A 23,253-nucleotide genomic window follows, 5' to 3' on the forward strand; every position below is an offset into this window, starting at 1 on the left:
TTCAGTTTTCAAAGAACTAAAAGCGGGTGAAGAGAATCGAACTCTCGACCAGAGCTTGGAAGGCTCTTGTTTTACCACTAAGCTACACCCGCGTGGTCGGGAAGACAGGATTTGAACCTGCGACCCCCTGGTCCCAAACCAGGTGCTCTACCAAGCTGAGCCACTTCCCGTAATAAGCGCGCCCGAGAGGAGTCGAACCCCTAACCTCTTGATCCGTAGTCAAACGCTCTATCCAATTGAGCTACGGGCGCATATTCATGATGGGGGGGTCGTCGTCGTATTTTGGCACTCAATTATCTTATCATACTACTTTTTCAAATGCAAGTACTTTTTTAAGATTTTTTTGATGCGGCCGAGAGGACTTGAACCTCCACGGGGTTTCCCCCACTAGGCCCTCAACCTAGCGCGTCTGCCGTTCCGCCACGACCGCGCGGAAAAAACAAAAAGTGAGCCATGAAGGATTCGAACCTTCGACCCTCTGATTAAAAGTCAGATGCTCTACCAACTGAGCTAATGGCTCGTAAATGGCTGGGCTAGCTGGATTCGAACCAGCGCATGACGGAGTCAAAGTCCGTTGCCTTACCGCTTGGCTATAGCCCATCGAAAAAATATCTTATTTTCAAAGACAAATGTTATTGTACCATAATGTCCAATAAAAAACAACTGCCAATTAGCAGAAGTTAAAATGGCGGTCCCGACCGGGGTCGAACCGGCGATCTCCTGCGTGACAGGCAGGCATGTTAACCACTACACCACGGGACCATTTGGTTGCGGGGACAGGATTTGAACCTGCGACCTTCGGGTTATGAGCCCGACGAGCTACCGTACTGCTCCACCCCGCGATAATACTATTCATATAAAATTCATATGGTGGAGGATGACGGGATCGAACCGCCGACCCCCTGCTTGTAAGGCAGGTGCTCTCCCAGCTGAGCTAATCCTCCGAAGTGGTGACCCGTACGGGATTCGAACCCGTGTTACCGCCGTGAAAGGGCGGTGTCTTAACCACTTGACCAACGGGCCAATATGTATGGCAGAGAAGAAGGGATTCGAACCCTCGCACCGCGTTAGCGATCTACTCCCTTAGCAGGGGAGCCCCTTGAGCCACTTGGGTACTTCTCTGTATGGCTCCGCAGGTAGGACTCGAACCTACGACCGATCGGTTAACAGCCGATAGCTCTACCACTGAGCTACTGCGGAATAATGAAGACAATTTGTATCTTATAAAAATTCTTTCTGTAAGTCAAGAAGTTTTTAACAACATCTTGTTCAAACGTGACATGTTTATAATATACTGGATTGCGTTTTTACTGTCAAGATGTTTTCGATATCGGTTTGAGTTTCCCTTTACACTTTCCGCAGACATATCTTTTTGTATTTATTTGACGCCTTCTTACATATTGAAGTAAACACTCCATACATTCATACTTATAAATCTTTTTTTCCTTCTCTTCATTAATCATTCGTTTACAAAAACGAGGTGCATCAACTTTCTTTAACAACTCACGAAAATCTCTGTCCCTGTGCTTATACCCTCTTCCTGTAATATGCAAGTGATAATGACACAGTTCATGTTTGATGATTCCGATTAACTCCTCCTTACCATACATTTCGTAATATCGATAATTCAGTTCAACATTGTGACTCTTCAACAAATAACGTCCACCAGTTGTACGCAGCCTACTATTGAACGTTGCTTTATGTAAAAACGGCATTCCGAAGTATTGTAGCGATACTTCTTCCACTAGCCGTTGAATTTCTCCCTCGCCCATTCTCATTCCTCCTAAACAAAAAAATATTTTTACACTTTTCACGCTTCTTATACATATATTAAATAGTACATATACCCATCCTCATTCAAGACGCGTGGTTTCTAAAAACACAACATGAATAGAAATCCACTCACCAACCTCTCATCAATAGCACTTTAGATTTTTGAGAGTAGGATTAAACAAGGAGGGATTCCTATGCCTACGTGGCTAAAAAAACAGATGCAACGTGCATATTTCGAAAAAAACCGGTATCAAATTAAATTGCTAAATGAATGCTGGTTTTATTATAGCAAAATACATCAAAACTCATAATCCATTACACTTTTTATTCTATAAAAAAAGAGCAGTTTCATCTGCTCTCTTCTCTTACTATTCAATCGGCAACATAGATAGTGCAACGCGTCCTTTTTTTGTATCAATATCATCTACCCATACTTTTACAATTTGTCCTACTGATACAACATCTAACGGATGCTTTACAAACTGTTTACTAAGCTTAGAAATATGCACTAAACCATCTTGCTTTACGCCTACATCAACAAAAGCACCAAAATCAACAACGTTACGCACTGTTCCTTCTAGTTCCATACCACGTTTTAAATCTTCTAATTTCAAAATCCCTTTTTTCAGAAGTGGTTTAGGCAACTCATCCCTCATATCTCGTTCTGGGCTAATGAGCGCATCTATAATATCAACTAACGTCGGCTCCCCAACCCCCGTTTCTTGAGACAACTTAGAAATCTCTACTTCTTCCAATCTCTTTTGTAATTGCGGTTGTCCTACGTCATCTATCGATAACCCTAAACTCTTCAATAACAATTCAACATTTTTATATTGTTCGGGATGAATACCTGTTCGATCTAATGGATTCGCTCCTTCTAATATACGCAAGAAACCTATACATTGTTCGTACGTCTTTGCACCTAAACGTGGGATTTTCTTTAATTCCGTGCGCTTTGTGAATTTCCCATCCTCTTCTCTCTTTGCCACAATATTTTTCGCAACAGTTTTCGATAAACCTGAAACATATTGTAACAATGCAACCGAAGCCGTATTTACATTAACCCCAACTTGGTTAACAGCTGTCTCTACTACAAATGTTAATGACTCATTCAATCTCTTTTGAGATACATCATGTTGGTATTGTCCAACCCCAACTGATTTAGGATCAATTTTCACAAGTTCAGCCAGTGGATCTTGCAGACGTCTTCCAATAGAAACGGCACTTCTCTCTTCAACTTGTAAATTCGGGAATTCTTCACGAGCTAAATCAGAAGCTGAATATACACTAGCACCCGCTTCATTTACAATAATATAAAAGACTTCCTGTTTCACACTTTGTAATACATCTACTATAAATTCCTCTGTTTCTCTAGATGCTGTCCCATTACCAATTGCAATCATTTCAACTTGATATTTATCTATAATAGAAAGAACTTTCGTTTTTGCGTCATCATATTTACGAACAGGCGGATGCGGATAAATAACATCAATATGTAGTACTTTCCCCGTATCATCTACTACAGATAATTTACAACCAGTTCTATATGCCGGGTCTACCGCTAGCACGACTTTCCCTTTCATCGGAGGTTGTAATAATAAGTTACGTAAGTTCTCAGAGAAAATATGTATCGCTTGTTCTTCAGCTATTTCTGTTAATTCTTTACGAATTTCTCTTTCGATTGAAGATTGAATTAATCGTTTATAACCATCTTCAATCGCTAATTGTACATAATGCGCACTTTTAGAATCGTTATCACGAATTACTTTCTTATATAAGAAATTTAATATCTCATCTACTGGTGGGACAACAGAAACTCTCAATATATCTTCTTTCTCACCGCGATTCATTGCTAATACACGATGTGGTACTACTTTTTGCAATGGTTCTTCATAACTGTAATACATTTCATATATATTCTTTTCATCTTTTTCTTCACCTTTTACAGACGAAGACATAATACCTTTTCTAAAAGTAATATTTCGAATCCAACTACGATACGTAGCTTCATCTGAAATCATTTCTGCAATAATGTCTTGTGCACCTTGTAAAGCTTCTTCTGCAGATTGCACTTCTTTCTCTGCATTAATAAATTCCACTGACTTTTTAGCCGGATCTTCTTTCTTATATAACAACAACCATTCAGCTAACGGTTCTAACCCTTTTTCTTTTGCAATCGTCGCTTTCGTTCTTCTTTTCTCTTTATATGGGCGATACAAATCTTCTACTTCCTGCAACTTTGTAGCTTTAACAATTTGCTGTCTCAGCTCTCCTGTCAGTTTTCCCTTCTCATCAATAAGACGAATAACTTCTTCCTTCCTATCTTCAAGTTGCATCATATATTGCCATCTCTCTAAAATCGCACGAATTTGCACCTCATCTAAAGAGCCTGTCCATTCTTTTCGGTAACGAGCAATAAATGGAACTGTGTTACCTTCTTCTGTTAATTGAATAACATGACGAACTTGCTTTTCGCTAAAGCCTAATTCTTTCACTAACATTTTCATTAACGCTTGTCGATTATCTACCATTTCCATATACAACCGTAACCTCCTCTATAATAAAAAAAGTTGCCCTTCAAAGAGAGCAACTTAAACTGCCGATTTAAAAATCTATTAGTCCTAAACTAATTTGTAACGCTTCATCTACACGACTCATCATCACTTCATCTAAATGAGTGATTTTGTCCGTTAAGCGTTGCTTATCGATTGTTCGAATCTGCTCAAGTAAAATAACAGAATCTCTCTCAAAACCATACTTTTTCGCATCAATTTCCACATGAGTGGGTAATTTCGCTTTTTGAATCTGTGCAGTAATAGCCGCTACAATCACCGTTGGACTAAAACGATTTCCGATGTCATTTTGAATGACAAGAACCGGACGAACGCCTCCTTGCTCAGAACCAACAACTGGGGAAAGGTCTGCAAAATACACGTCGCCGCGTTTTACAATCAAAATATTACCCCCCGCTAACTAAGCGTTCTACTGTATGAGCTGCTTCATACTCCGCTAAGAAAGCTTCAGATGCAATACCAAGATTAATTTTTCCCATTTCAATATACCCACGTCGCATTGATTCATGTTGGTAGCGTTTCTTCGTCTTATGTTGACGCAATAACAATTGTGTTGCCTGGCAAATTAGTTCATGGCGATTCTTATTCTCTTGTTTTCCAATTCCGTCCAATTCCGTTACCATTTGCTTTGGCAACCGAACCACGATTTCAGTAGTTACACTTGATTCGGACACAAAAATACACCTCCACCGTCAACTACACACCCAAATATATATATATGACACCTATTGTAATAATACCATTGTATGGAGCCTGTTGCAAAGACTTCCTTATTCCTTGCTTATGTTTTCCAATTCATAAACAAAACATTCATCTTCTTAAATTTTTTATCTCATAACTAACTAAAAACAATAGAACTCCTCTTCAAAACTTACGTGTAACTTATATAAAAAATGATTATAAGTAAAAAGCTTCTCATCAAAAAGAGCTTATTATCCAGCAATGAACAGTCACTCCAATGACAAGAAGCAATCATACTACCTTCTATATATTGTTCAAGTAATTAATTATCTCTACAACCTTACCATTCCGTATAAATATTCTTGGCACACGGAAACTGATCGTTGCAATAATTTCATAATTAATAGTCCCTGAATATTCCGCAACCTCTGTAGCGCTAATATACTCATCTCCCTGCCTTCCAATAAGCGTAACTTTCGTACCAAGCGGCACTTCACAAGGAAGATGAATCATGAACTGATCCATTGTTACTCGCCCTACAATCGGTACCCTTTTACCATTTATAAGCACTTCAAATCCTTGTAATCTTCTAAGCCATCCATCTGCATAACCAATCGCTACAGTCGCGATCCATTCTTCAGTTTTCGTTCGATAAGTGACGTTATAACTAATTCCATCACCTTTAATCACCTGTTTAATATGAGCTACTTTCGTATGCAGTGATAGCGCCGGTTCTAATTCAAATGGTAAAAAAGGACGTATTTCTACAGAAGGAGATAATCCATACATTGCAATCCCAATTCGCACTGCATTAAATGTAATCCCTTGAAAACGTAACGTGGCAGCACTATTAGCTGTATGGACAAACTTAGGATCCACTCCGAATTCTTTCAACCAACTTAACTGCTCTAAGAACGTGTTATATTGCTTATCAAAATACGAAGTCTCTACCTCATCTGCCGTTGCAAAATGCGTGTATACTCCTTCTAACTCTAAAAACGGTGCACCTTCTAAACTCTTTAAAAATGCTTTCAGTTCTTTTCTTTCACGTATTCCAATTCTCCCCATACCACTATCAAAGTTAATATGGAATTTCATCACAGATGAACCATCCCAAAGTTTAATTGCTTCGTCCACCCATTCTTTTTGAAAAACAGTTAGCGCTACATCATTTTCAGCAGCTACATTTACATCACGCGGCGGCGAGGGACCTAACACTAAAATCGGCACAGTAATACCAGCCCTCCGAAGCACTAAAGCTTCATCTAAAAAAGCCACAGCTAACCTTGTTGCACCCGCTTCTAATGCCGTTTTAGCCACCGGTACATAATCGTGCCCATACGCGTTTGCTTTAACTACAGCAAAAATCTCTACATCACTTGGGATGAACTCTTTAATATGTGTAACGTTGTTATAAATGGCATCTAAATCCACTTCCACCCAAGTGTCACGGTAAAATGGTGCTTCTTCCATAAATACACTTCCTTATACACGATATGCGAAGCTTATTCTTTTATATGCTTCTTTTATGAAATCCACCTTCAAACTAAGAAAAGACGTGGTGCACATATATCACCACGTCTAAGAAGTCTACTTCACCTGCTTCGCTGTAACTGAACGAGCAACCATTAGTAGCTCCTTCGGCTCTAAACCTTTAGACACGAGCATATATTCTACTCCGTTATGCGACCACGTTACAGAGTCTTTCGTCAATGCACCAATCGTAAACCCAAGATCAACTGGTTCTCCACTTACACTTACCGCTGATGAAGCCTCTGCAACTTTTGCCTTTTCTTGTATTAAAGTAAAGGATTTCTTATTTCCAGTGTATGTGAGTATCGCACGCTTGCCACTGTCTGTCTTCAACTCTTTTTCATCTTGCAGAGTCATACCTTGCGGTGTATCAAGTGGATACAAAATAGCAAACGGTTTGTCTTCTTTCGCTGTTGTTTGAACATCTACCTGCGCTCTAGACATATTTTGTTTCGTATCAAATGCACCTTTATCAAATTTCGCATCGAATTTCACCTTAGAGAAATCTACTTTTACAAGAACATTTTGATCATTATCCATTAACTTCACTGAAACTGGAGTCAAATCGCTCTTCTTCAGCGTAATCTCTTGTTTCGGCAACATATTTTGATGTTGATAGTTTGTTTTTGTTTTAAAAATATAATACTTATCTGTTTTCTCGAAAGTAAGGTTTTTCTTATCCTGCAAAATATCTCTTACAAGTGATTCATATAAATAAGCCTGGCTGCTATTTTGCGGCCAATCACTTTGAAAACGGAAGCTCTTATTAAGTGCTGGCGTTAATACAAATACACCTTCTTCATTTCTTAAAATGATTTGGCTCTGATCTTTTTTTGCATTCTTTAAATTCACACGATAAAAAGACGGTTCCTTATGCCAAATCTCTACATTATACTCCTGAGGCTCATTTCCTGTTTTAATAGATAATTTCGCTTCAGCTTGATAACTTTTCATCCCTTTTACTTTTGCCTCTAAATCTCTCACGACATCATCTTGTTTCTTTTCCACACAACCCGCCAACACAAAAACGGTCAACAAACCGACAAGAACTAAAAACAGACGCCTTTTCATCACTTCAGCCCCTTTGCCCCTATAAATGAATGGAAGATGTACCTTCCTTATCGCTACCTCAAATATATGAGACAAAGATATAAAATATGCAGACTAGCGTGACGAGCTTTCTAAAACAACTTGAGCAACAGCAAATTCCTTACTATGACTAATTGATAAATGAACAACACACTCTGCACTTGTAATCAGAATCGGCTTACCTCTTTCATCATTTTTCACTTCAATATCTAAAAAGCTCACTTCTTTCCCGATACCAGTACCTACAGCTTTTGAATACGCCTCTTTCGCTGCAAACCTTCCAGCTACAAACTCTGTAAGACGACTTCCTTTCAGCTCCATAGCAACATTACGTTCATTTTCTGTTAAAATACGTTCCATAAATTTAAGCTTTCCATCTAGCATTTTTTCAATACGATTTAATTCAATAATATCGATTCCAATCCCTATAATCATTTCAAAATCCCCTTCTTCTATTTAACTTTCTTCTTTCATATTGATAAGAATAACAGAGAATCTTTCTGATGCAAAAGGGGTGATAGTAACCGTATGCTAATAAGATCTACTCAAATTTCTTTACAACCGACTATTCTCACCTTACTTTTTATTCACTTAGTTATGATGATATTAGGCGACTTTTTCCTCTTCCCACTGGCAGCCTCTAATGAATATATCGCTAAAGGAGAATGGTGGCGTGTCATAACTTCCCTTCTGGTACACGTAGACTTACAACATTTTCTTTCTAATAGTATTTTTTTGTTTGCACTTGGTTCTTCTATCGAAAAGCAACTCGGACACTTTTCTTTTTTTATTCTATTTTTTCTTTCTGGAATTTCCGGAAATATTTCTTCTTATATTATTATGCCTCCTGAATATATTCACGCAGGTGCATCAGGTGGTATTTTCGGACTATTAGGCGCACAATTATTTTTATTGTACAATCGATACCGCTCTTCAAAACCAAAAGAAATTGCCATTTTCTCAATTGTGATACTTCTATTACTGCTATTTACTTTCTTTAATCCTTCCGCCAATCCGATCAGTCATTTAACAGGTTTAATAACCGGCGGCATTTTAACTCCCTTTTTAACAAAAAAAAACGATGGTGCAAAGCTTATTTAATATAAAAGCTTGCACCATCGATAATTTCTACATCTACCTGTTCGTTTAAATCCCTCATTAATTGAAATAAAGACTCATCCTTCATCTTCGCCTCAATCATACAATCAATTTGCGGAACACTTCCCTTTATCCTTCTTAAAAAAGATAAAAATGCGTCTACATTAATATAATCTGCATGAGCTCTTGGATCTTTTCCCTCTCTAGGGCTAGAGATATGCATTTTAACCGGTAACAAAGATGTTTCCCACGTATGAACAACACGTGCCCAATCTTCATACCAATCTTCTTGCTCATTATTCATCATATGGTGATGCAAATCAAACACGACGGGAATATCTAATTTTTCTCCTAAATATAATGTTTCCTCTAACGTAAAAGTTGTATCATCATTTTCTAATATAATCATTTCTTGAATACCCCTTGGGACATTAGACCAATTCTCTATAAAACGCTCTAATGCAAGTTCTTTATCTTTATACCCTCCTCCAACATGTAGTACACATCGTTGCTTATGTTCAATCCCCATGCCTTTTAATAATTTTTTGTGCATCTGCAATGTCTTTACAGATTGTTTAAAAACACTCTCCTCAGGTGAATTTAGTACAACAAAATGATCTGGATGGAAATCAATTCGCATATTCATATGAATTGCATATTCACCTAATTCTTTCAATTTTTCTTTTAAAGGACGAATATAGTTCCACTCTAGCAATTCCTCATGATTCGCTAAAGGAATGAGCTTAGAACTAAGCCGAAAGAAAGATATGTCATGTCCCTTATTATGCTTTAATAAACGTAAACAATTTTCCAAATTGGAATTAGCAATTCTTTCAAGTTTACGAATTGCAGCATCACGATCATCTATTTTCTGAAACTGTGCGTACGTCATCGTTTGAGATGGGGATGCATTCTTCAAATGCACACTCATCGCAACGTAACCAAGCCTTACAAGCATATAACAGCCCCTTTTCTATCATAACTACTATGTAGTATGCACAATTACAGAAATAAAAAAAGAGAATGCCAACAAAGGGCATTCTCTTTTTTATTAAGCTTGTGGACGGCTATGATGTTTTCTTTCGCCGCGTCCATTTGAAGATCCTGGGCGACCTTGACCTTCACCTCTACGACCACGACTGCCACCATCACGATTACGATCACGGTTTCCATCACGATTGCGATCACGGTTTCCGTCACGATTACGTCCATCACGGTTACGACCATCGCCACCGCCACGTCCGTCACGACTACGATTACGGTTACCATCACGGTATCCGCCTCCGTTACCGCCACGTTTTTTAGAACCGCCACCTCTTGAAACAACTGGTGGTTCTGATGTTAAAGCGATCGGAGTTGTATCCGGCTCTTTAGTCATCATTTTTAAAGCAGCAGCTACTACTGTTACAGAGTCATTCTCTTCTAACATTTCTTCTGCAATACGCTTGTAGTATGATAAGTTCTCATTTTGGATTGTGCTTTGAAGTTTTTCAGCGATTAAACGTTGTTGACCTTCTAATGCCTCATCAAGTGTCGGTGCTTCCATACGATCAACTTTACGCTTTGTTGTACGCTCGATATTTTTTAATTGTCCTGATTCACGTGGTGTTACAAATAACATTGCAATACCTTTTTTACCTGCACGGCCAGTACGACCGATACGGTGAACGTATGATTCTGGATCTTGTGGGATATCGAAGTTGTATACGTGTGTTACGCCTGAAATATCAAGACCACGTGCAGCAACGTCTGTTGCAACAAGAACTTCAATAGCACCTTCTTTAAATTTACGTAATACAGACATACGTTTCGCCTGTGTTAAGTCACCATGAATACCTTCTGCTGCATAACCACGTAAGTTTAATGCTTCTGATAATTCATCAACACGACGCTTTGTACGACCGAATACGATCGCAAGCTCTGGAGATTGAATATCTAGTAAGCGTGTTAACACGTCAAACTTTTTCTTTTCTTGCACTTCTAAATAGAACTGCTGAATGTTTGGCATTGTTACTTCTTTTGCTTTTACTTTAATGTGTTGAGGCTCAGTCATGAAACGCTCAGCAATACGACGGATTGGATCTGGCATTGTCGCTGAGAATAATAATGTTTGATGTGTTTCTGGCACATCTGTTAAAATCGCTTCAATATCTTCAATGAAGCCCATGTTTAACATTTCATCCGCTTCATCAAGAACAACAGTCTCTACGTTTTGTAAGCGAAGTGTTTTACGGTTAATATGATCTAAAATACGACCCGGCGTACCAACAATAATGTGTGGGTGTTTTTTTAGAGCACGAATTTGGCGGTTAATATCTTGACCACCATAAATTGGTAGAATACGAACACGTTTATGTTTACCAATTTTGTATAGCTCTTCTCCAACTTGAATTGCTAATTCACGCGTTGGCGCGATAACAATACCTTGAACTGCTTCTTTATTTGTATCCACTTTATCTAATAGTGGTAATCCGAATGCTGCTGTTTTCCCTGTACCTGTTTGCGCTTGCCCAATAATATCCTTACCTTGCAATGCATGTGGAATTGTTTCAGCTTGAATCGGCGTAGCCTCTTCAAAGCCCATACTTTCAACCGATTGCAGTAAAGACTCACTTAATCCTAATTCTCGAAATGTTGTCAATGTTACTTCTCCTTTTCTATCCTATACTTATCATTTAAAAAAAGGCGTTTTCCGAATTTGCGGAAAAGCCCTTTTCCTGAATGCTCACGTATATAACCGGGCGTATATTCTTCACGAAAATACTTCTAAACGTTATTACACTTTATCAATTATAAGTTTTGTATGTGTAAAAAGCAAACCCAACTGTTACCTTATTTTATATTCAGGGCCTTTTTCTTTACTTTTATTTTTTTATCATTTACTGTAAGCGCTTATTATAAGTTTCTTCTATTTTCGTGACTATCATCCCTATTTATATACACCAATTATTTCAACATCGTAATTACTTCTTCTAATTTCATACCGCGAGATGCTTTTATTAATACAACATCTTTCGCATCGACTACTGCTTGTAAATCTCTTACTAACTCTTCTTTATTATCATACGCCTTTACACGTTCATTAGGGAAATTAATTTTTGCTCCTTCAGCAATTTGAGCTCCTAATCTACCGTATGTGAATACATGTGAGATTTTTGCTGGATCGATTAATTTACCTACCTCATAATGGAACTGCACTTCTTGATTTCCAAGTTCTAACATATCACCAAGCACAACGATTTTTTTAGTAAATCCATCTAAACCATTCATTAAATGGAATGCTGCCTCCATAGCCGTCGGACTTGCATTATAAGCATCGTTGATAATTGTTAATCCACTATCCGTTTTTACAATCTCCATACGCATGCCCGTCATTTGAAGTGTTACTAAACCTTGTTTCATTTCTTCCCACGTCACACCAAAATGTGTCGCAATTGCCATTGAAGCAAGTGTATTGTACACATTATGTTTTCCTAACACCGGTAGGTAGAATGAAATATTTTCATCTCTATTCATTTTAAAATGTGTCCCAGTTGCCTGTAATGTTACAGTTGTTGGATAGTAATCGTTGGCTCTTGCATCACCAAACGTAACTGTTTCCGCTGCTAAATTCATTTCAGGAACACGATTCGTTAATAACGGCTCATCTCCATTATATACGAACACGCCACCTTCTTGTAACCCTGTAACAATTTCTAATTTCGCTTCAGCAATGGCCTCACGAGATCCTAAATCCATTAAATGTGCTTCACCAATATTCGTAATGATAGCTGCATTAGGACGAGCTAACTTAGATAAAAATTCAATCTCTCCTCGGCTTGACATACCCATTTCTAATACAGCTACTTCTGTATTTTCTTCTAAGTTTAAAATAGTGAGAGGTAACCCAATATGGTTATTGAAATTTCCTTCTGTTTTTTGAACTTTGAACTTAGTCGCGAGAATACTTGTCACAATATCTTTCGTGGATGTTTTACCGTTACTACCTGTCACACCAACAACTTTAACATCCAATTGATCGCGATAGTTTTTCGCTAACATTTGCAGTGCAGATAGCGTATCTTCTACAAAAATAACCGGAAGATTCTCGGGTGGATTTGCTACATCTTTCATCCACAATGTAGCTACAGCTCCATTTTCAACTGCTTTATCTACAAAAGCATGTCCATCGAAACGCTCCCCTTGAATCGGAACATATAAGTTTCCTTTTTCAATTTTTCTCGTATCAATAGACACGCCTTGAATAATAGTTCCCTCATATTGCTCTGCTAATCCAGTACCATTTACCATCTGTTCTACTTGCTTTAACATTCGCTTTATCATATAGAAACGCTCCTTACATAGAGGAAGCACTATTCCTACGAATAGTGCTTCCTCCTTTTTTTGTTAGATTGTATATTTAATTTTTTGTTTTTCTTCGTGACGTTCAATCGCTAAACGAATTAACTCTTCGATTAACTCTGGATACGGTAACCCAGTATGTTGCCATAATAGAGGGAACATACTAAACGGTGTAAATCCTGGCATAGTGTTTACTTCGTTAATATACACTTCTCCGTCTTTCGTTAAGAAGAAATCAGCTCGCGTTAAGCCTGCACCATCTAATGATTGGAACGCAATAATTGCATCACGCTTAATCACATCAGATTCTTCTTCTGTCATTTCAGCTGGAATAATTAACGCCGTATCACCATCGATATATTTCGACTTATAATCATAGAAGTCCTTTTTCGGAACGATTTCACCTACAACTGAACATTTCGGCTCATCATTACCTAGTACCCCAACTTCTACTTCACGACCTACAATATTTTCTTCTACAATAATTTTGCGATCAAATTGGAATGCCTCTACAAATGCATTCTCAAGTTCTTCACGATTTTTACACTTATTAATACCAACACTTGAACCAAGGTTTGCTGGTTTTACAAAACAAGGATATCCTAACTTATCTTCTACTTTAGAATAAGCTTCCTGGCGATCTTTTTCCCATGCACTGCGAATGAAAGACGCATATTTTGCTTGTTTTAAACCAGCCTCTGCAAAGATGTTTTTCATAACAACTTTATCCATACCAGCAGATGATGCTAGAACACCATTTCCTACATAAGGAATATTCATCAATTCTAATAATCCTTGAACCGTTCCATCTTCACCGTTTGGTCCATGTAGTAATGGGAAAATAACGTCAATAGCGTTTTCCTCAGAAGCTGCAGATGGAATAATCTCTGTACTTAATGATAACGGAGAAATCGCATTTTCTGCACTACTCATTTTTAAAGCTTCAACATCTGTTACTTCACCTTCAATACGCTCACCACGTACCCATTGACCTTGTTCTGTAATATAAATTGGATGAATCTCGAATTTATCTTGATTTAAAGCTTTAATAGCAGCAAGAGCCGTCTGTAACGAAACTTGATGCTCAGCTGATTTTCCACCATATAATAAACCTAATTTAATTTTTGTCACTGAAATCACCCTAACCAATTGTTTTCATTTTTCTATTTTAGCACTTTTTATAAAAATAGGTAGTTCCTATTTGAAATAAAATGTAACTTCCACAAATAATTAAATGACACTACTTATTGGTTTTCTACACTTTTTCTATTCCACTACTATACAAAGGTGAATTTTAAAATGAAATGGTAATCCTATCTAGTTATGTACCTAAAATATGTAGAAATCCCCTTTTTTGTGTATGTCACCTATTTACTAAGAAGATTGTTTGGTTAGTGTATCTTTTTGCCTTTGCTCAATAAGGCGATCTAAAGAAATATATACAATACCTGCAACTACACATCCTACAGCTAAAATTGTAAATAGCAAGTGGCCAAGTAATCGATCTAATAAAAAGCCTCCCAAAAGTGGACCAAATGCGCTTCCTGTAATCCACTGCAAACTTGCAGCGCCCATATAAGTCCCTCTCAAATGCTCAGGGGCCAAGTTTGCTACAAATGTCATCTGTACAGGCGACATAATCATCTCACCTAACGTATATATAGCATAAACGAACAGTAGTGTTATTAAAATAACTGTAGCATTTGTATTAAACTCTCCAAACCACTTCGGTAACCACCCTATAAAAAACAATCCAATCCCGAACAAACATGCACCATATAACATCGTCTTCCCGACTGGTTTATCCGTAGCCCATTTTGAAATTTGAAATTGGAATAAAACAACTAATAGTCCGTTTAACGCCATTAAATATGGATATGGATTATTCGCTCCAAAAATACGCTTCATTTCGTTATCAAAATGTAGTGGCAACATGCCTTCTGTTTGAGAAAACCCCATCGAAATGATAATACCTGCTAATAAGTAAATCATTAATGCCTTATCTCGCATGACAATTTTCCAAACTGCCCCAGATTCCTTTTCTTTATGTTCTTCCTTATCTGTCCTCTTTGGCATCGTCTCTTGAATAAGAAGCAATACAAGTAACGCATAAAATAGCATTGTAGAAGAGGCAATAATAAACACAAGATTCTTTGACAACACAACTACTGATGCTCCCATTATCGGACCAATCGCAGCACCTATATTGTGTCCCATTCGTAATAAACCATATGCCTCTGTTCTTTTTTCTGGTGCCGTTACATCTGCGACCATAGCTGATGCAGCTGGATGAAATAAAGAATTACTCAATCCTAAAAAAATAGATAAAATTGCATATGGAATAAATCCTTCTATAAATAGAAAACCGAGCATTAATAATGCATTACTTGCCATAGAAAATATCATAATCGGCTTTCTTCCATATATGTCAGCAATTCTCCCTCCTATAAGTGACCCAAAGCTTGCAGCAATTGGAGAAAGCGCCATAATAACCCCAACTTCCAACAACGAATCTACCTTATCTTTTAAATATAATGCAAAAAAAGGCATTAACATCATCATTGCAATTCCATTTAACGTCTCTCCAATAAATCGGATCCATACGTTACGGTCCATCTCCCTTAACTCACGCCACGTATTTTTCATCATTTCACTCCTTTAGTTAGCCAACAATTATCTTATAATAAGTTCAGAAAAATGTAAATTTTCAAATAAAAAAATCCATTCTAACAGAATTAGAATGGATTTTTTCCGCTTATAAATTCGCAACATCTTCTTCTTTTTTACTATTATTTAAAGCACTATGTTTTCGGCTATATAAGAAGTAAACCGCTATACCAATAACCATCCATATCCCAAAACTAATCCATGCTGTCCCCGATAATTGAAGCATTAAGTATAAACAGAAAATCACTGTTAACGCTGGTAAAAACGGTACAAGCGGAGCCTTAAATGCCCTTGGTAAGTCTGGATGGGTTCTTCTCATTACAATTACCGCAACAGCTACGAGTGCAAATGCTGACAATGTCCCCATGTTTACAAGATGTGCTAAAACATTTAAATCTATTAATCCTGAAATCAGTGCCGCAATAATTCCCGTTGTCCATGTATTTAAAAATGGCGTTTTAAATTTCGGATGAACTTTAGCAAGACGCTTCGGTAATAAACCATCTCGGCTCATCGCATAAGAAACACGAACTTGCCCATACATCATAACTAGCATTACTGTTGTAATCCCTGTAATTGCTCCTACTGAAATTACCCCCGCTAAGCCATCTTGTCCAATAAATTGCAGTGCAAAAGCAACTGGATCTGATATATTTAGCTGGCCGTATGGAACAATTCCTGTCAAAATAAGCGAAACAACGATATAAAGAACTGTACAAATTAATAACGATGCAATAATACCAATTGGTAAATCACGTTGCGGACGTTTCACTTCTTCTGCCGCTGTTGAAACTGCATCAAATCCTATAAATGCGAAGAATACTGTGGCCGCTCCAGCCATTACACCATCTAAACCAAATGGCATAAAAGGCGTCCAGTTTTCAGGTTTCACATAATTAAAACCAGCAAAAATAAAAATAAGAACAACTGCTATTTTAATAAATACCATAATGTTATTTACTCGTGCACTTTCACGAACACCTCTAGATAAAAGAACTGTCATCACTAAAATAATTAGAACTGCAGGTAGATCAATTATTCCACCCTTTCCTGTACCAGGAGCCGAGGAGAGAATAGTCGGAATGTGGATTCCAAACCCCTTTAATAAAGATTGAAAATATGCAGACCAACCGTTTGCTACAGCAGATGTAGCAAGTAAATATTCAAGCATTAAGTCCCAGCCAATTAAAAATGCGAATACTTCCCCCATCGTCGCGTATGTATACGTATACACACTGCCCGAGACAGGAACTGAAGAAGCAAATTCAGCATAACAAAATGCAGCAAAGGCACAAGCTAGCGCGGCAATCGCAAATGATAATATAATAGCTGGCCCAGAATGTTTCGCTGCCACAACACCCGTTAGAACAAAAATACCAGTTCCAACAATTGCTCCGATTCCAAGCATAGTTAAATCTAGCGCGCCCAATGTTCTTGCTAACGTTTTTTGCTTACTTTCTTGCATTAACTTTGCAATTGGCTTCTTTTGAAAAATTTGCTTCATCTTTCACTCCTCCAAGTTTTAAATTTTCTGAAAATTTTTAATTCGCTTTTTATTTTACTCATTACGCTTTTCCTAGTCAATACTTTTGTCGAAACAAGTAGAAATTCTTCTGAATATGCACTATCCTTATCATTCTTTCTATATATCTTTCGACAACTCTTTTTGTATTATTATACATGTCGATTCCATAAAAAAGGCATGCTCCCTTATTGAGAGCATGCCTTTTTTTACTTATTTCACAGTATATGAACCTTGTTCAATCCAACTATACATATACTTTTCATCTTCTGTTTCATGTGCTTGTTTTACAATACGAAGCGGACGGAATGTGTCTATCATAACAGCTAATTCAAGTGTCTCTTTCTTCCCGATACTTGCCTCTGTTTTCCCCGGATGCGGCCCATGGGGAATCCCGCTCGGATGAAGTGTAATAGAACCTTCTTCCACACCTTTGCGACTCATAAAGTTTCCTTCTACATAGTAAAGAACTTCATCACTATTAACATTACTATGATAATATGGTGCCGGAATTGACTCTGGATGATAATCGTATAAACGTGGTACGAAAGAGCAAATAACAAAATTATGCCCTTCAAATGTTTGATGTACTGGCGGTGGCTGATGAATGCGCCCTGTAATTGGTTCAAAATCCTCTACATTAAATACCCACGGATATAAATAGCCATCCCATCCAACAACATCTAACGGGTGGTGTCCTAAAACATGTTTATGCATATAGCCTCTTGATTTTGTCATTACGACAAACTCGCCTTTTTCATCATATGTCTCTAATTTTTCTGGACCACGAAGATCTCTTTCACAAAACGGACTATGCTCTAACAATTGTCCGTATTCATTTCGATAACGACGCGGCGTTGTAATTTGGCTATTCGCCTCTACAACAAGAAACTTAGTCTCTCCTTCATCTGGAATAACACGATAAATCGTTCCAATTGGGATCGTTACATAGTCGCCTTTTCTATAGTGAATCGTTCCAAACATCGTTTCAATTTTCCCTGTTCCATAATGAACAAATAACATTTCGTCGCCATCACCATTACGATAGAAATAATCCATTTTTTCTGTTGGGCTCACTACTCCAATTAACAAATCTTCATTTCCAAGTATGAAATTTCGTCCACTTATTGCATCACCACTTTTTTTATTTTCTTTCGTTCGGAAGTGGCGATGAGAAAGGGCAACATCCTCTTCATACTGCAACTGACAAGAATGCGATAATGCAGAATGACCTACTTCTGTTGGCATATAGTGATGATACAAAATAGACTGCGTACCAGAAAATCCTTTCGTTCCCATTACCTGTTCACGATAAAGCGATCCATCTTTTTTACGAAATTGTACATGTCGTTTATGAGGTAGTTCTCCCATGTGACGATAAAACATGCCCATCACCCGCTTCCTTTTCTTTTTTGATCGTATTACGTAGTGTACCTAAACCAGTAATCGACAGCTCTACAACATCTCCATCTTGTAGCCACTCTTCTGTACCAAGTTCTAAAATACAGCCTGTTCCTACTGTCCCAGAACCAATCACATCTCCTGGATATAACGTCACGTCCTCTGAAGCACGTTCAATCATTTCAGCAAATGTATAGTAAATATCTTGGAAGTTTCCCTTTGATAATAGTTTTCCATTTACATGAGCAGTCATTTCTAAATCATATCGATCACCATTACGATAAACATCTAATTCCTCTTTCGTAACAAGATGTGTTCCTAACGACGTTGCAAAGTCCTTTCCTTTCGCAGGACCGAGACCTACTTTCATTTCTGTTGCTTGTAAGTCTCTCGCACTCCAGTCGTTCATAATACAATAACCAAAAATATATTCCTCTGCTTGCTCACGAGAAATATTTCGCCCTTCTTTTCCTATTACGCAAGCAATCTCCAGCTCATAATCAAGCTTTTTAGACTTTTTCGGACCAATTACAAAATCACCGGAACCAATTACAGCACGATGATTAGTAAAATAAAAAACCGGAATATCATACCATTCAGGCACAACATCTAGTCCTCTTCGTCCACGAGCTGTTTTTACATGTTGTTCAAATGCGTAAAAATCTCGAATACTACTCGGATTAGGAAGAGCAGCTGTCAATTGTACTTCTTCTAAAGCATATATACCCTTATTTGGATTCTTAATATTCCGCACTACTTCTACATACTCATCCGTTTTCTCTAAAAAAGCCATTATAGAAGAAGGGATTTTCCCTTCACTAGCAAGATTCATATCTATTACTTTGTCACCTTCAAGCCATCCAGCCCGTATTTCTTTTGAAGGAAGACGAAATGTAACAAATTTCATCCTGATTCCTCCTTATAAAAATGAAATTTCCACCAGCAAAGGGACTTTTGCTGGTGGATATGAATCTTATAAGTTTCCGCGACGCTCTTGTTCTCTTTCAATTGATTCGAATAACGCTTTAAAGTTTCCTTCACCAAATCCACGAGAACCTTTACGTTGAATGATTTCAATAAATAAAGTCGGGCGATCTACAATTGGTTTCGTAAAGATTTGTAGTAAGTAACCTTCATCATCACGATCTACTAAGATCTTTAATTCTTTTAATTTATCAATTTCTTCATCGATTTTTCCAACTCGTGCAGTTAACTCATCATAATAAGTATCAGGTGTATCTAAAAACTCCACCCCATTTGCACGAAGCGCTTCAACCGTTTTAACAATATCACTTGTTAATAAAGCAAGATGCTGTACACCAGCTCCATTATAGAATTCTAGATACTCTTGAATTTGTGACTTTCTCTTTCCGTCTGCTGGTTCGTTAATAGGAAACTTAATACGGCTTCCATTTGTCATAACTTTCGACATTAAAGCCGAATACTCTGTACTAATATCATCATCATCAAAATGAATCATTTGTTTAAAGCCCATGACATTCTCGTAATAACTAACCCACTCTTCCATTTTTTCAACATTACCAACTACATGATCGACAGCAATTAAGCCAGACTCTTCAAATGGAATATTAAACTCTACCTTTTCGAATCCTGGCATAAATGCCCCTTTATAATTTTTACGCTCTACAAGCGTATGAATTGTATCACCATACGTACCAATAACTGCTTTTTTCAATGTACCGTCCTCATCTGTTAATTCCTCTGGTGGAGCAATTGCGACGGCACCACGTTTCACTGCTTCTGAGTATGCTTTATCAACATCATCAACAAGTAGTGCCACATCCTTGACGCCATCACCATGAGTCTTTACAAACTCTGCAATACGATTTTCACTACTTAAAGCTCCAGACACAACAAAACGCATATTTTTTTGCACAAGAACATAAGATACCTTTTCACGGTTTCCAGTTTCTAATCCAGAGTAAGCCACAATTTTGAATCCGAATGCTCTCGCAAGATAATAACTCGATTGCTTTGCATTCCCTACGTAAAATTCCAAATGATCTACATCACGTACTGGAAAAAAGTCCTCCATTTGTGCAGCTAGCGTATCCATAGATTTTTGTTTCATAATATCTTCATCCCCCTGTAAATAGATTAAATGGTCCATACTTAAAACCAACCGAAAACGCTTCCAACATAAATAAATAGAAATTAGTTAGCAAGCTAACAAATTCTGACCTTTAAAATTTTCTATCTTTTCTGTCAAATTCCTCTTTTTTTCTTACATATAAAATTCGACTTTTTTCTCTTTGAAATAAAGTGAAACTTTAATCAGCCCTCACCAATCAGGCTTTTACTCAGTGGATTTTTGATTACTCGTTGAATCAAGTTGCAACCGCAGCGTCTAATTAGCCATGGATGCTAAATAATGAGGTAACTTTAATACTTGAAGGTATATAAGAAGAAAATAAAAAAGACTCCAACATATTAACTACTTACTAATACGTTAGAGTCTTTATTTTTTTTGAATGGTTGTATTTACATATATCATACTAATACACTTGCAAGGAATAGAATAAATGATGTTAATATTACCGCTCCACCTAAGGATCCTAATAAATCTGTTTTTGTTACTTGAAACACTTGTTCACTGTTCATATCCCTCATTCTCCTTCCATTTTTGTTTGATTTAAAACTTCTATTATACTAATACACTTGATAGAAATACGATTAATGCTGTTAATACTACTGCTCCACTTGCTGATCCTACGAAGTCACCTTTTGTTACTTGTAATACTTGCTCTTTCATATCTTTCATTCTCCCTTCTTTTTCTTTTGTTACAAAGTTTCTATTATACTAATACGCTTGATAGAAATACGATTAATGCTGTTAATACTACCGCTCCACTTGCTGATCCTACGAAGTCACCTTTTGTTACTTGTAATACTTGCTCTTTCATATCTTTCATTCTCCCTTCTTTTTCTTTTATTACAAAGTTTCTATTATACTAATACGCTTGATAGAAATACGATTAATGCTGTTAATACCACCGCTCCACTTGCTGATCCTACGAAGTCACCTTTTGTTACTTGTAATACTTGCTCTTTCATATCTTTCATTCTCCCTTCTTTTTCTTTTGTTACAAAACTTCTATTATACTAATACGCTTGATAGAAATACGATTAATGCTGTTAATACTACCGCCCCACTTGCTGATCCTACGAAGTCACCTTTTGTTACTTGTAATACTTGCTCTTTCATATCATTTATCCTCCCTTTTTATAAGTTATCTATATGTAATTTCTAAGAAATGTTTATTTCATAGTTTTTATGTTAACGTTACATTAAATTTGATAACGTAACGTTTGTAACATTAATGTAACATAACTATTGTTACGTTGCAATATAATAACGTGAAATTTATTACACTTTTTTTACGTTTTTTTATAACACTCCCCAAAAACCCTTATTTAATGCACTTTTCACTAAGCTCACGTTTGTAACATTCGTGTAATATTAAAGTCATAAAGTGAAATATAGTCATCCTTCTCTCTATTTTTGTTACAAAACAGTTTATTTAGTGACACTAAACCTATCTAATCTTTACTTACTTTTAATATGAGATAAAATACCGTCTTTCCAAGATAAGTTTATATGTTTCCTCTATATAACTATGTATAATAAAAACAAAGAGGTGGTCATTTTGAAATTAATCGCATTAGATATGGATGGTACACTACTATCATCTAATCTTGAAATCTCCAAAGAAAACCTACAAGCAATCCAAACTGCACAAGAAGCTGGTCATATTGTAATGATTTGTTCTGGTCGTGCGAAAGAGGATGCTTTAAAGCTATTGGAAGAATATAAATTATCTCTTCCAGTCGGAGCAAGCAATGGGGCTATTGTTTATGTGGATGGAAAAGTAATTAACTCTCGTTGTATACAAAACGACAAAGTGTACAAACTTGCAAAATTACTAGAATCTGAAGGTTTCCCATATAAGCTATATACGAATAAAGGCGTTTATTCTCCATATACATGGCAAGATCAAGTGATGCAAGCGTTCGAAGAAAATAAGCATGCGCTCGATGTTACATTAGAGGAGCTTGAACGAATTACAGAAAAGCAAAAAAAATCAAACCTAATTACTGATTTCAAAAAAATAGAAGATGTTGTAAATAACCAAGAACTAGAAATATCTAAATTCTTCATTTCAACATTTAATGCAGCGCATCGCGCACAGCTATTAAGCGTGTTACAAGAAGACGCTGATATTATGGTTACAGCATCAGCTCCTACTAACTTAGAAATTATGGATAAGAATGGACATAAAGGAAACGGGCTACAGCAGATGGCAGCTCATTTTAATATCCCTATTGAAGATACAGTTGCTATTGGTGATAATTTTAATGATGTACCAATGCTAGAAGTAGCAGGCTTATCTGTTGCAATGGGCAACGCTGAAGAAGATGTAAAAAAACTATGTGATGTTGTAACACTAACAAACAATGAATATGGTGTTGCTCACGCAATTGAGCAATTTGTATTGAAACAAACTTCGTCTAGTAAATAAAAAAAGGACTCTTTCAATTTGAAAGAGTCCTTTT

General features: G+C 37.0%; 24 protein-coding genes and 12 tRNA genes. 3 read left to right on the plus strand and 33 right to left on the minus strand.

The genetic code is table 11. The features are described from left to right. Positions 1-21: 21 nt before the first annotated feature. From DN400_RS20810 to DN400_RS20870, 13 genes are all read right to left on the minus strand, one after another. Positions 22-92, minus strand: a tRNA-Gly gene (locus DN400_RS20810). Position 93: 1 nt separating this feature from the next. Further along, positions 94-170, minus strand: a tRNA-Pro gene (locus DN400_RS20815). A gap of 7 nt (positions 171-177) precedes the next feature. After that, positions 178-251: transfer RNA gene (locus DN400_RS20820), tRNA-Arg, on the minus strand. A gap of 96 nt (positions 252-347) precedes the next feature. Beyond that, positions 348-430, minus strand: a tRNA-Leu gene (locus tag DN400_RS20825). Between the two features lie 17 nt (positions 431-447). Then, positions 448-520 (minus strand) — tRNA-Lys (locus DN400_RS20830). Positions 521-525: 5 nt separating this feature from the next. Then, positions 526-600: transfer RNA gene (locus DN400_RS20835), tRNA-Gln, on the minus strand. Positions 601-686: 86 nt separating this feature from the next. Beyond that, a tRNA-Asp gene (locus DN400_RS20840) sits at positions 687-762 on the minus strand. A 3-nt stretch (positions 763-765) separates the two neighbouring features. Continuing rightward, a tRNA-Met gene (locus tag DN400_RS20845) sits at positions 766-842 on the minus strand. Positions 843-868: 26 nt separating this feature from the next. After that, positions 869-944, minus strand: a tRNA-Val gene (locus DN400_RS20850). Positions 945-948: 4 nt separating this feature from the next. After that, positions 949-1,023, minus strand: a tRNA-Glu gene (locus tag DN400_RS20855). Between the two features lie 8 nt (positions 1,024-1,031). Then, positions 1,032-1,122: transfer RNA gene (locus DN400_RS20860), tRNA-Ser, on the minus strand. A gap of 3 nt (positions 1,123-1,125) precedes the next feature. Further along, positions 1,126-1,200 (minus strand) — tRNA-Asn (locus DN400_RS20865). A 113-nt stretch (positions 1,201-1,313) separates the two neighbouring features. Beyond that, positions 1,314-1,772 (minus strand): SprT family protein, encoded by a 459-nt coding sequence (locus DN400_RS20870; protein ID WP_000503730.1) that lies wholly within the window; start codon positions 1,770-1,772, stop codon positions 1,314-1,316. A gap of 195 nt (positions 1,773-1,967) precedes the next feature. Between DN400_RS20870 and cmpA the strand changes: the two genes are divergently transcribed. Continuing rightward, complete coding sequence (gene cmpA / locus DN400_RS20875; RefSeq protein ID WP_001143640.1) at positions 1,968-2,084, plus strand: cortex morphogenetic protein CmpA; 117 nt, start codon at positions 1,968-1,970, stop codon at positions 2,082-2,084. Between the two features lie 57 nt (positions 2,085-2,141). On the opposite strand, the gene DN400_RS20880 is transcribed toward cmpA, so the two are convergent. The 6 genes from DN400_RS20880 to acpS all read right to left on the minus strand — a co-directional run bounded on the left by DN400_RS20880 (position 2,142) and on the right by acpS (position 8,084). After that, positions 2,142-4,310, minus strand: coding sequence for a Tex family protein (locus DN400_RS20880; RefSeq protein ID WP_065229651.1), 2,169 nt, complete (start codon positions 4,308-4,310; stop codon positions 2,142-2,144). A 67-nt stretch (positions 4,311-4,377) separates the two neighbouring features. Continuing rightward, complete coding sequence (gene ndoA, locus DN400_RS20885; RefSeq protein ID WP_000635965.1) at positions 4,378-4,728, minus strand: type II toxin-antitoxin system endoribonuclease NdoA; 351 nt, start codon at positions 4,726-4,728, stop codon at positions 4,378-4,380. Between the two features lie 4 nt (positions 4,729-4,732). Beyond that, positions 4,733-5,020 carry an antitoxin EndoAI gene (locus DN400_RS20890; protein ID WP_000004570.1) on the minus strand — a complete coding sequence of 96 codons (288 nt, stop codon included), beginning with the start codon at positions 5,018-5,020 and terminating at the stop codon, positions 4,733-4,735. Between the two features lie 310 nt (positions 5,021-5,330). Beyond that, positions 5,331-6,500, minus strand: coding sequence for an alanine racemase (gene alr, locus DN400_RS20895; RefSeq protein ID WP_000390593.1), 1,170 nt, complete (start codon positions 6,498-6,500; stop codon positions 5,331-5,333). 117 nt (positions 6,501-6,617) lie between these two features. Beyond that, a complete protein-coding gene (locus tag DN400_RS20900) occupies positions 6,618-7,568 on the minus strand; it encodes a LolA family protein (RefSeq protein ID WP_002094231.1) in 951 nt (316 codons plus the stop codon). A 156-nt stretch (positions 7,569-7,724) separates the two neighbouring features. Continuing rightward, a complete protein-coding gene (acpS, locus tag DN400_RS20905; protein WP_000583414.1) occupies positions 7,725-8,084 on the minus strand; it encodes a holo-ACP synthase in 360 nt (119 codons plus the stop codon). A gap of 93 nt (positions 8,085-8,177) precedes the next feature. On the opposite strand from acpS, the gene DN400_RS20910 reads away from it, so the two are divergent. Continuing rightward, the gene (locus DN400_RS20910) at positions 8,178-8,750 is read left to right on the plus strand and encodes a rhomboid family intramembrane serine protease (RefSeq protein ID WP_000908526.1); all 573 of its coding nucleotides are present in this window, start codon (positions 8,178-8,180) and stop codon (positions 8,748-8,750) included. Here DN400_RS20910 and uvsE read toward each other — a convergent pair. From uvsE to DN400_RS20980, 14 genes are all read right to left on the minus strand, one after another. After that, a complete protein-coding gene (gene uvsE, locus DN400_RS20915) occupies positions 8,743-9,705 on the minus strand; it encodes a UV DNA damage repair endonuclease UvsE (protein WP_000961144.1) in 963 nt (320 codons plus the stop codon). The two genes, DN400_RS20910 and uvsE, sit on opposite strands and share 8 nt — an antisense overlap. 93 nt (positions 9,706-9,798) lie before the next feature. Next, entirely contained in the window at positions 9,799-11,388 is a 1,590-nt protein-coding gene (gene cshA, locus DN400_RS20920) for a degradosome RNA helicase CshA (protein WP_000206602.1), read from the minus strand. 305 nt (positions 11,389-11,693) lie between these two features. Continuing rightward, positions 11,694-13,070 (minus strand): UDP-N-acetylmuramoyl-tripeptide--D-alanyl-D-alanine ligase, encoded by a 1,377-nt coding sequence (murF, locus tag DN400_RS20925; RefSeq protein WP_000595969.1) that lies wholly within the window; start codon positions 13,068-13,070, stop codon positions 11,694-11,696. A gap of 63 nt (positions 13,071-13,133) precedes the next feature. Then, positions 13,134-14,219 (minus strand): D-alanine--D-alanine ligase, encoded by a 1,086-nt coding sequence (locus tag DN400_RS20930; protein ID WP_000161433.1) that lies wholly within the window; start codon positions 14,217-14,219, stop codon positions 13,134-13,136. A gap of 243 nt (positions 14,220-14,462) precedes the next feature. After that, positions 14,463-15,734 (minus strand): MDR family MFS transporter, encoded by a 1,272-nt coding sequence (locus DN400_RS20935; RefSeq protein ID WP_097913948.1) that lies wholly within the window; start codon positions 15,732-15,734, stop codon positions 14,463-14,465. A gap of 109 nt (positions 15,735-15,843) precedes the next feature. Further along, positions 15,844-17,259, minus strand: coding sequence for a branched-chain amino acid transporter BcaP (gene bcaP, locus DN400_RS20940; RefSeq protein ID WP_000809361.1), 1,416 nt, complete (start codon positions 17,257-17,259; stop codon positions 15,844-15,846). 231 nt (positions 17,260-17,490) lie between these two features. Further along, the gene (locus DN400_RS20945) at positions 17,491-18,663 is read right to left on the minus strand and encodes a homogentisate 1,2-dioxygenase (protein WP_014481934.1); all 1,173 of its coding nucleotides are present in this window, start codon (positions 18,661-18,663) and stop codon (positions 17,491-17,493) included. Continuing rightward, complete coding sequence (locus tag DN400_RS20950) at positions 18,629-19,585, minus strand: fumarylacetoacetate hydrolase family protein (protein ID WP_053565410.1); 957 nt, start codon at positions 19,583-19,585, stop codon at positions 18,629-18,631. Before DN400_RS20950 ends, DN400_RS20945 begins: the two co-directional genes overlap by 35 nt. A 66-nt stretch (positions 19,586-19,651) precedes the next feature. Further along, positions 19,652-20,770, minus strand: a complete 1,119-nt coding sequence (gene hppD, locus DN400_RS20955; RefSeq protein WP_053565411.1) for a 4-hydroxyphenylpyruvate dioxygenase — start codon at positions 20,768-20,770, stop codon at positions 19,652-19,654. A 419-nt stretch (positions 20,771-21,189) separates the two neighbouring features. After that, positions 21,190-21,300, minus strand: a complete 111-nt coding sequence (locus DN400_RS20960; protein ID WP_001083691.1) for a DUF3948 family protein — start codon at positions 21,298-21,300, stop codon at positions 21,190-21,192. A 43-nt stretch (positions 21,301-21,343) separates the two neighbouring features. Continuing rightward, the gene (locus tag DN400_RS20965) at positions 21,344-21,451 is read right to left on the minus strand and encodes a DUF3948 family protein (protein ID WP_000664237.1); all 108 of its coding nucleotides are present in this window, start codon (positions 21,449-21,451) and stop codon (positions 21,344-21,346) included. Positions 21,452-21,494: 43 nt separating this feature from the next. After that, positions 21,495-21,611 carry a DUF3948 family protein gene (locus tag DN400_RS20970; protein WP_000654250.1) on the minus strand — a complete coding sequence of 39 codons (117 nt, stop codon included), beginning with the start codon at positions 21,609-21,611 and terminating at the stop codon, positions 21,495-21,497. Between the two features lie 34 nt (positions 21,612-21,645). Further along, positions 21,646-21,762 carry a DUF3948 family protein gene (locus DN400_RS20975; protein WP_000654250.1) on the minus strand — a complete coding sequence of 39 codons (117 nt, stop codon included), beginning with the start codon at positions 21,760-21,762 and terminating at the stop codon, positions 21,646-21,648. A gap of 34 nt (positions 21,763-21,796) precedes the next feature. Then, the gene (locus DN400_RS20980) at positions 21,797-21,904 is read right to left on the minus strand and encodes a DUF3948 family protein (protein WP_000664237.1); all 108 of its coding nucleotides are present in this window, start codon (positions 21,902-21,904) and stop codon (positions 21,797-21,799) included. Between the two features lie 442 nt (positions 21,905-22,346). Between DN400_RS20980 and DN400_RS20985 the strand changes: the two genes are divergently transcribed. After that, positions 22,347-23,219, plus strand: coding sequence for a Cof-type HAD-IIB family hydrolase (locus DN400_RS20985; RefSeq protein WP_065229649.1), 873 nt, complete (start codon positions 22,347-22,349; stop codon positions 23,217-23,219). The last annotated feature ends 34 nt before the right edge of the window (positions 23,220-23,253 follow it).

Origin of the sequence: Bacillus sp. AR8-1, from assembly GCF_008042345.1 — a bacterium.
GTDB lineage: Bacteria > Bacillota > Bacilli > Bacillales > Bacillaceae_G > Bacillus_A > Bacillus_A cereus.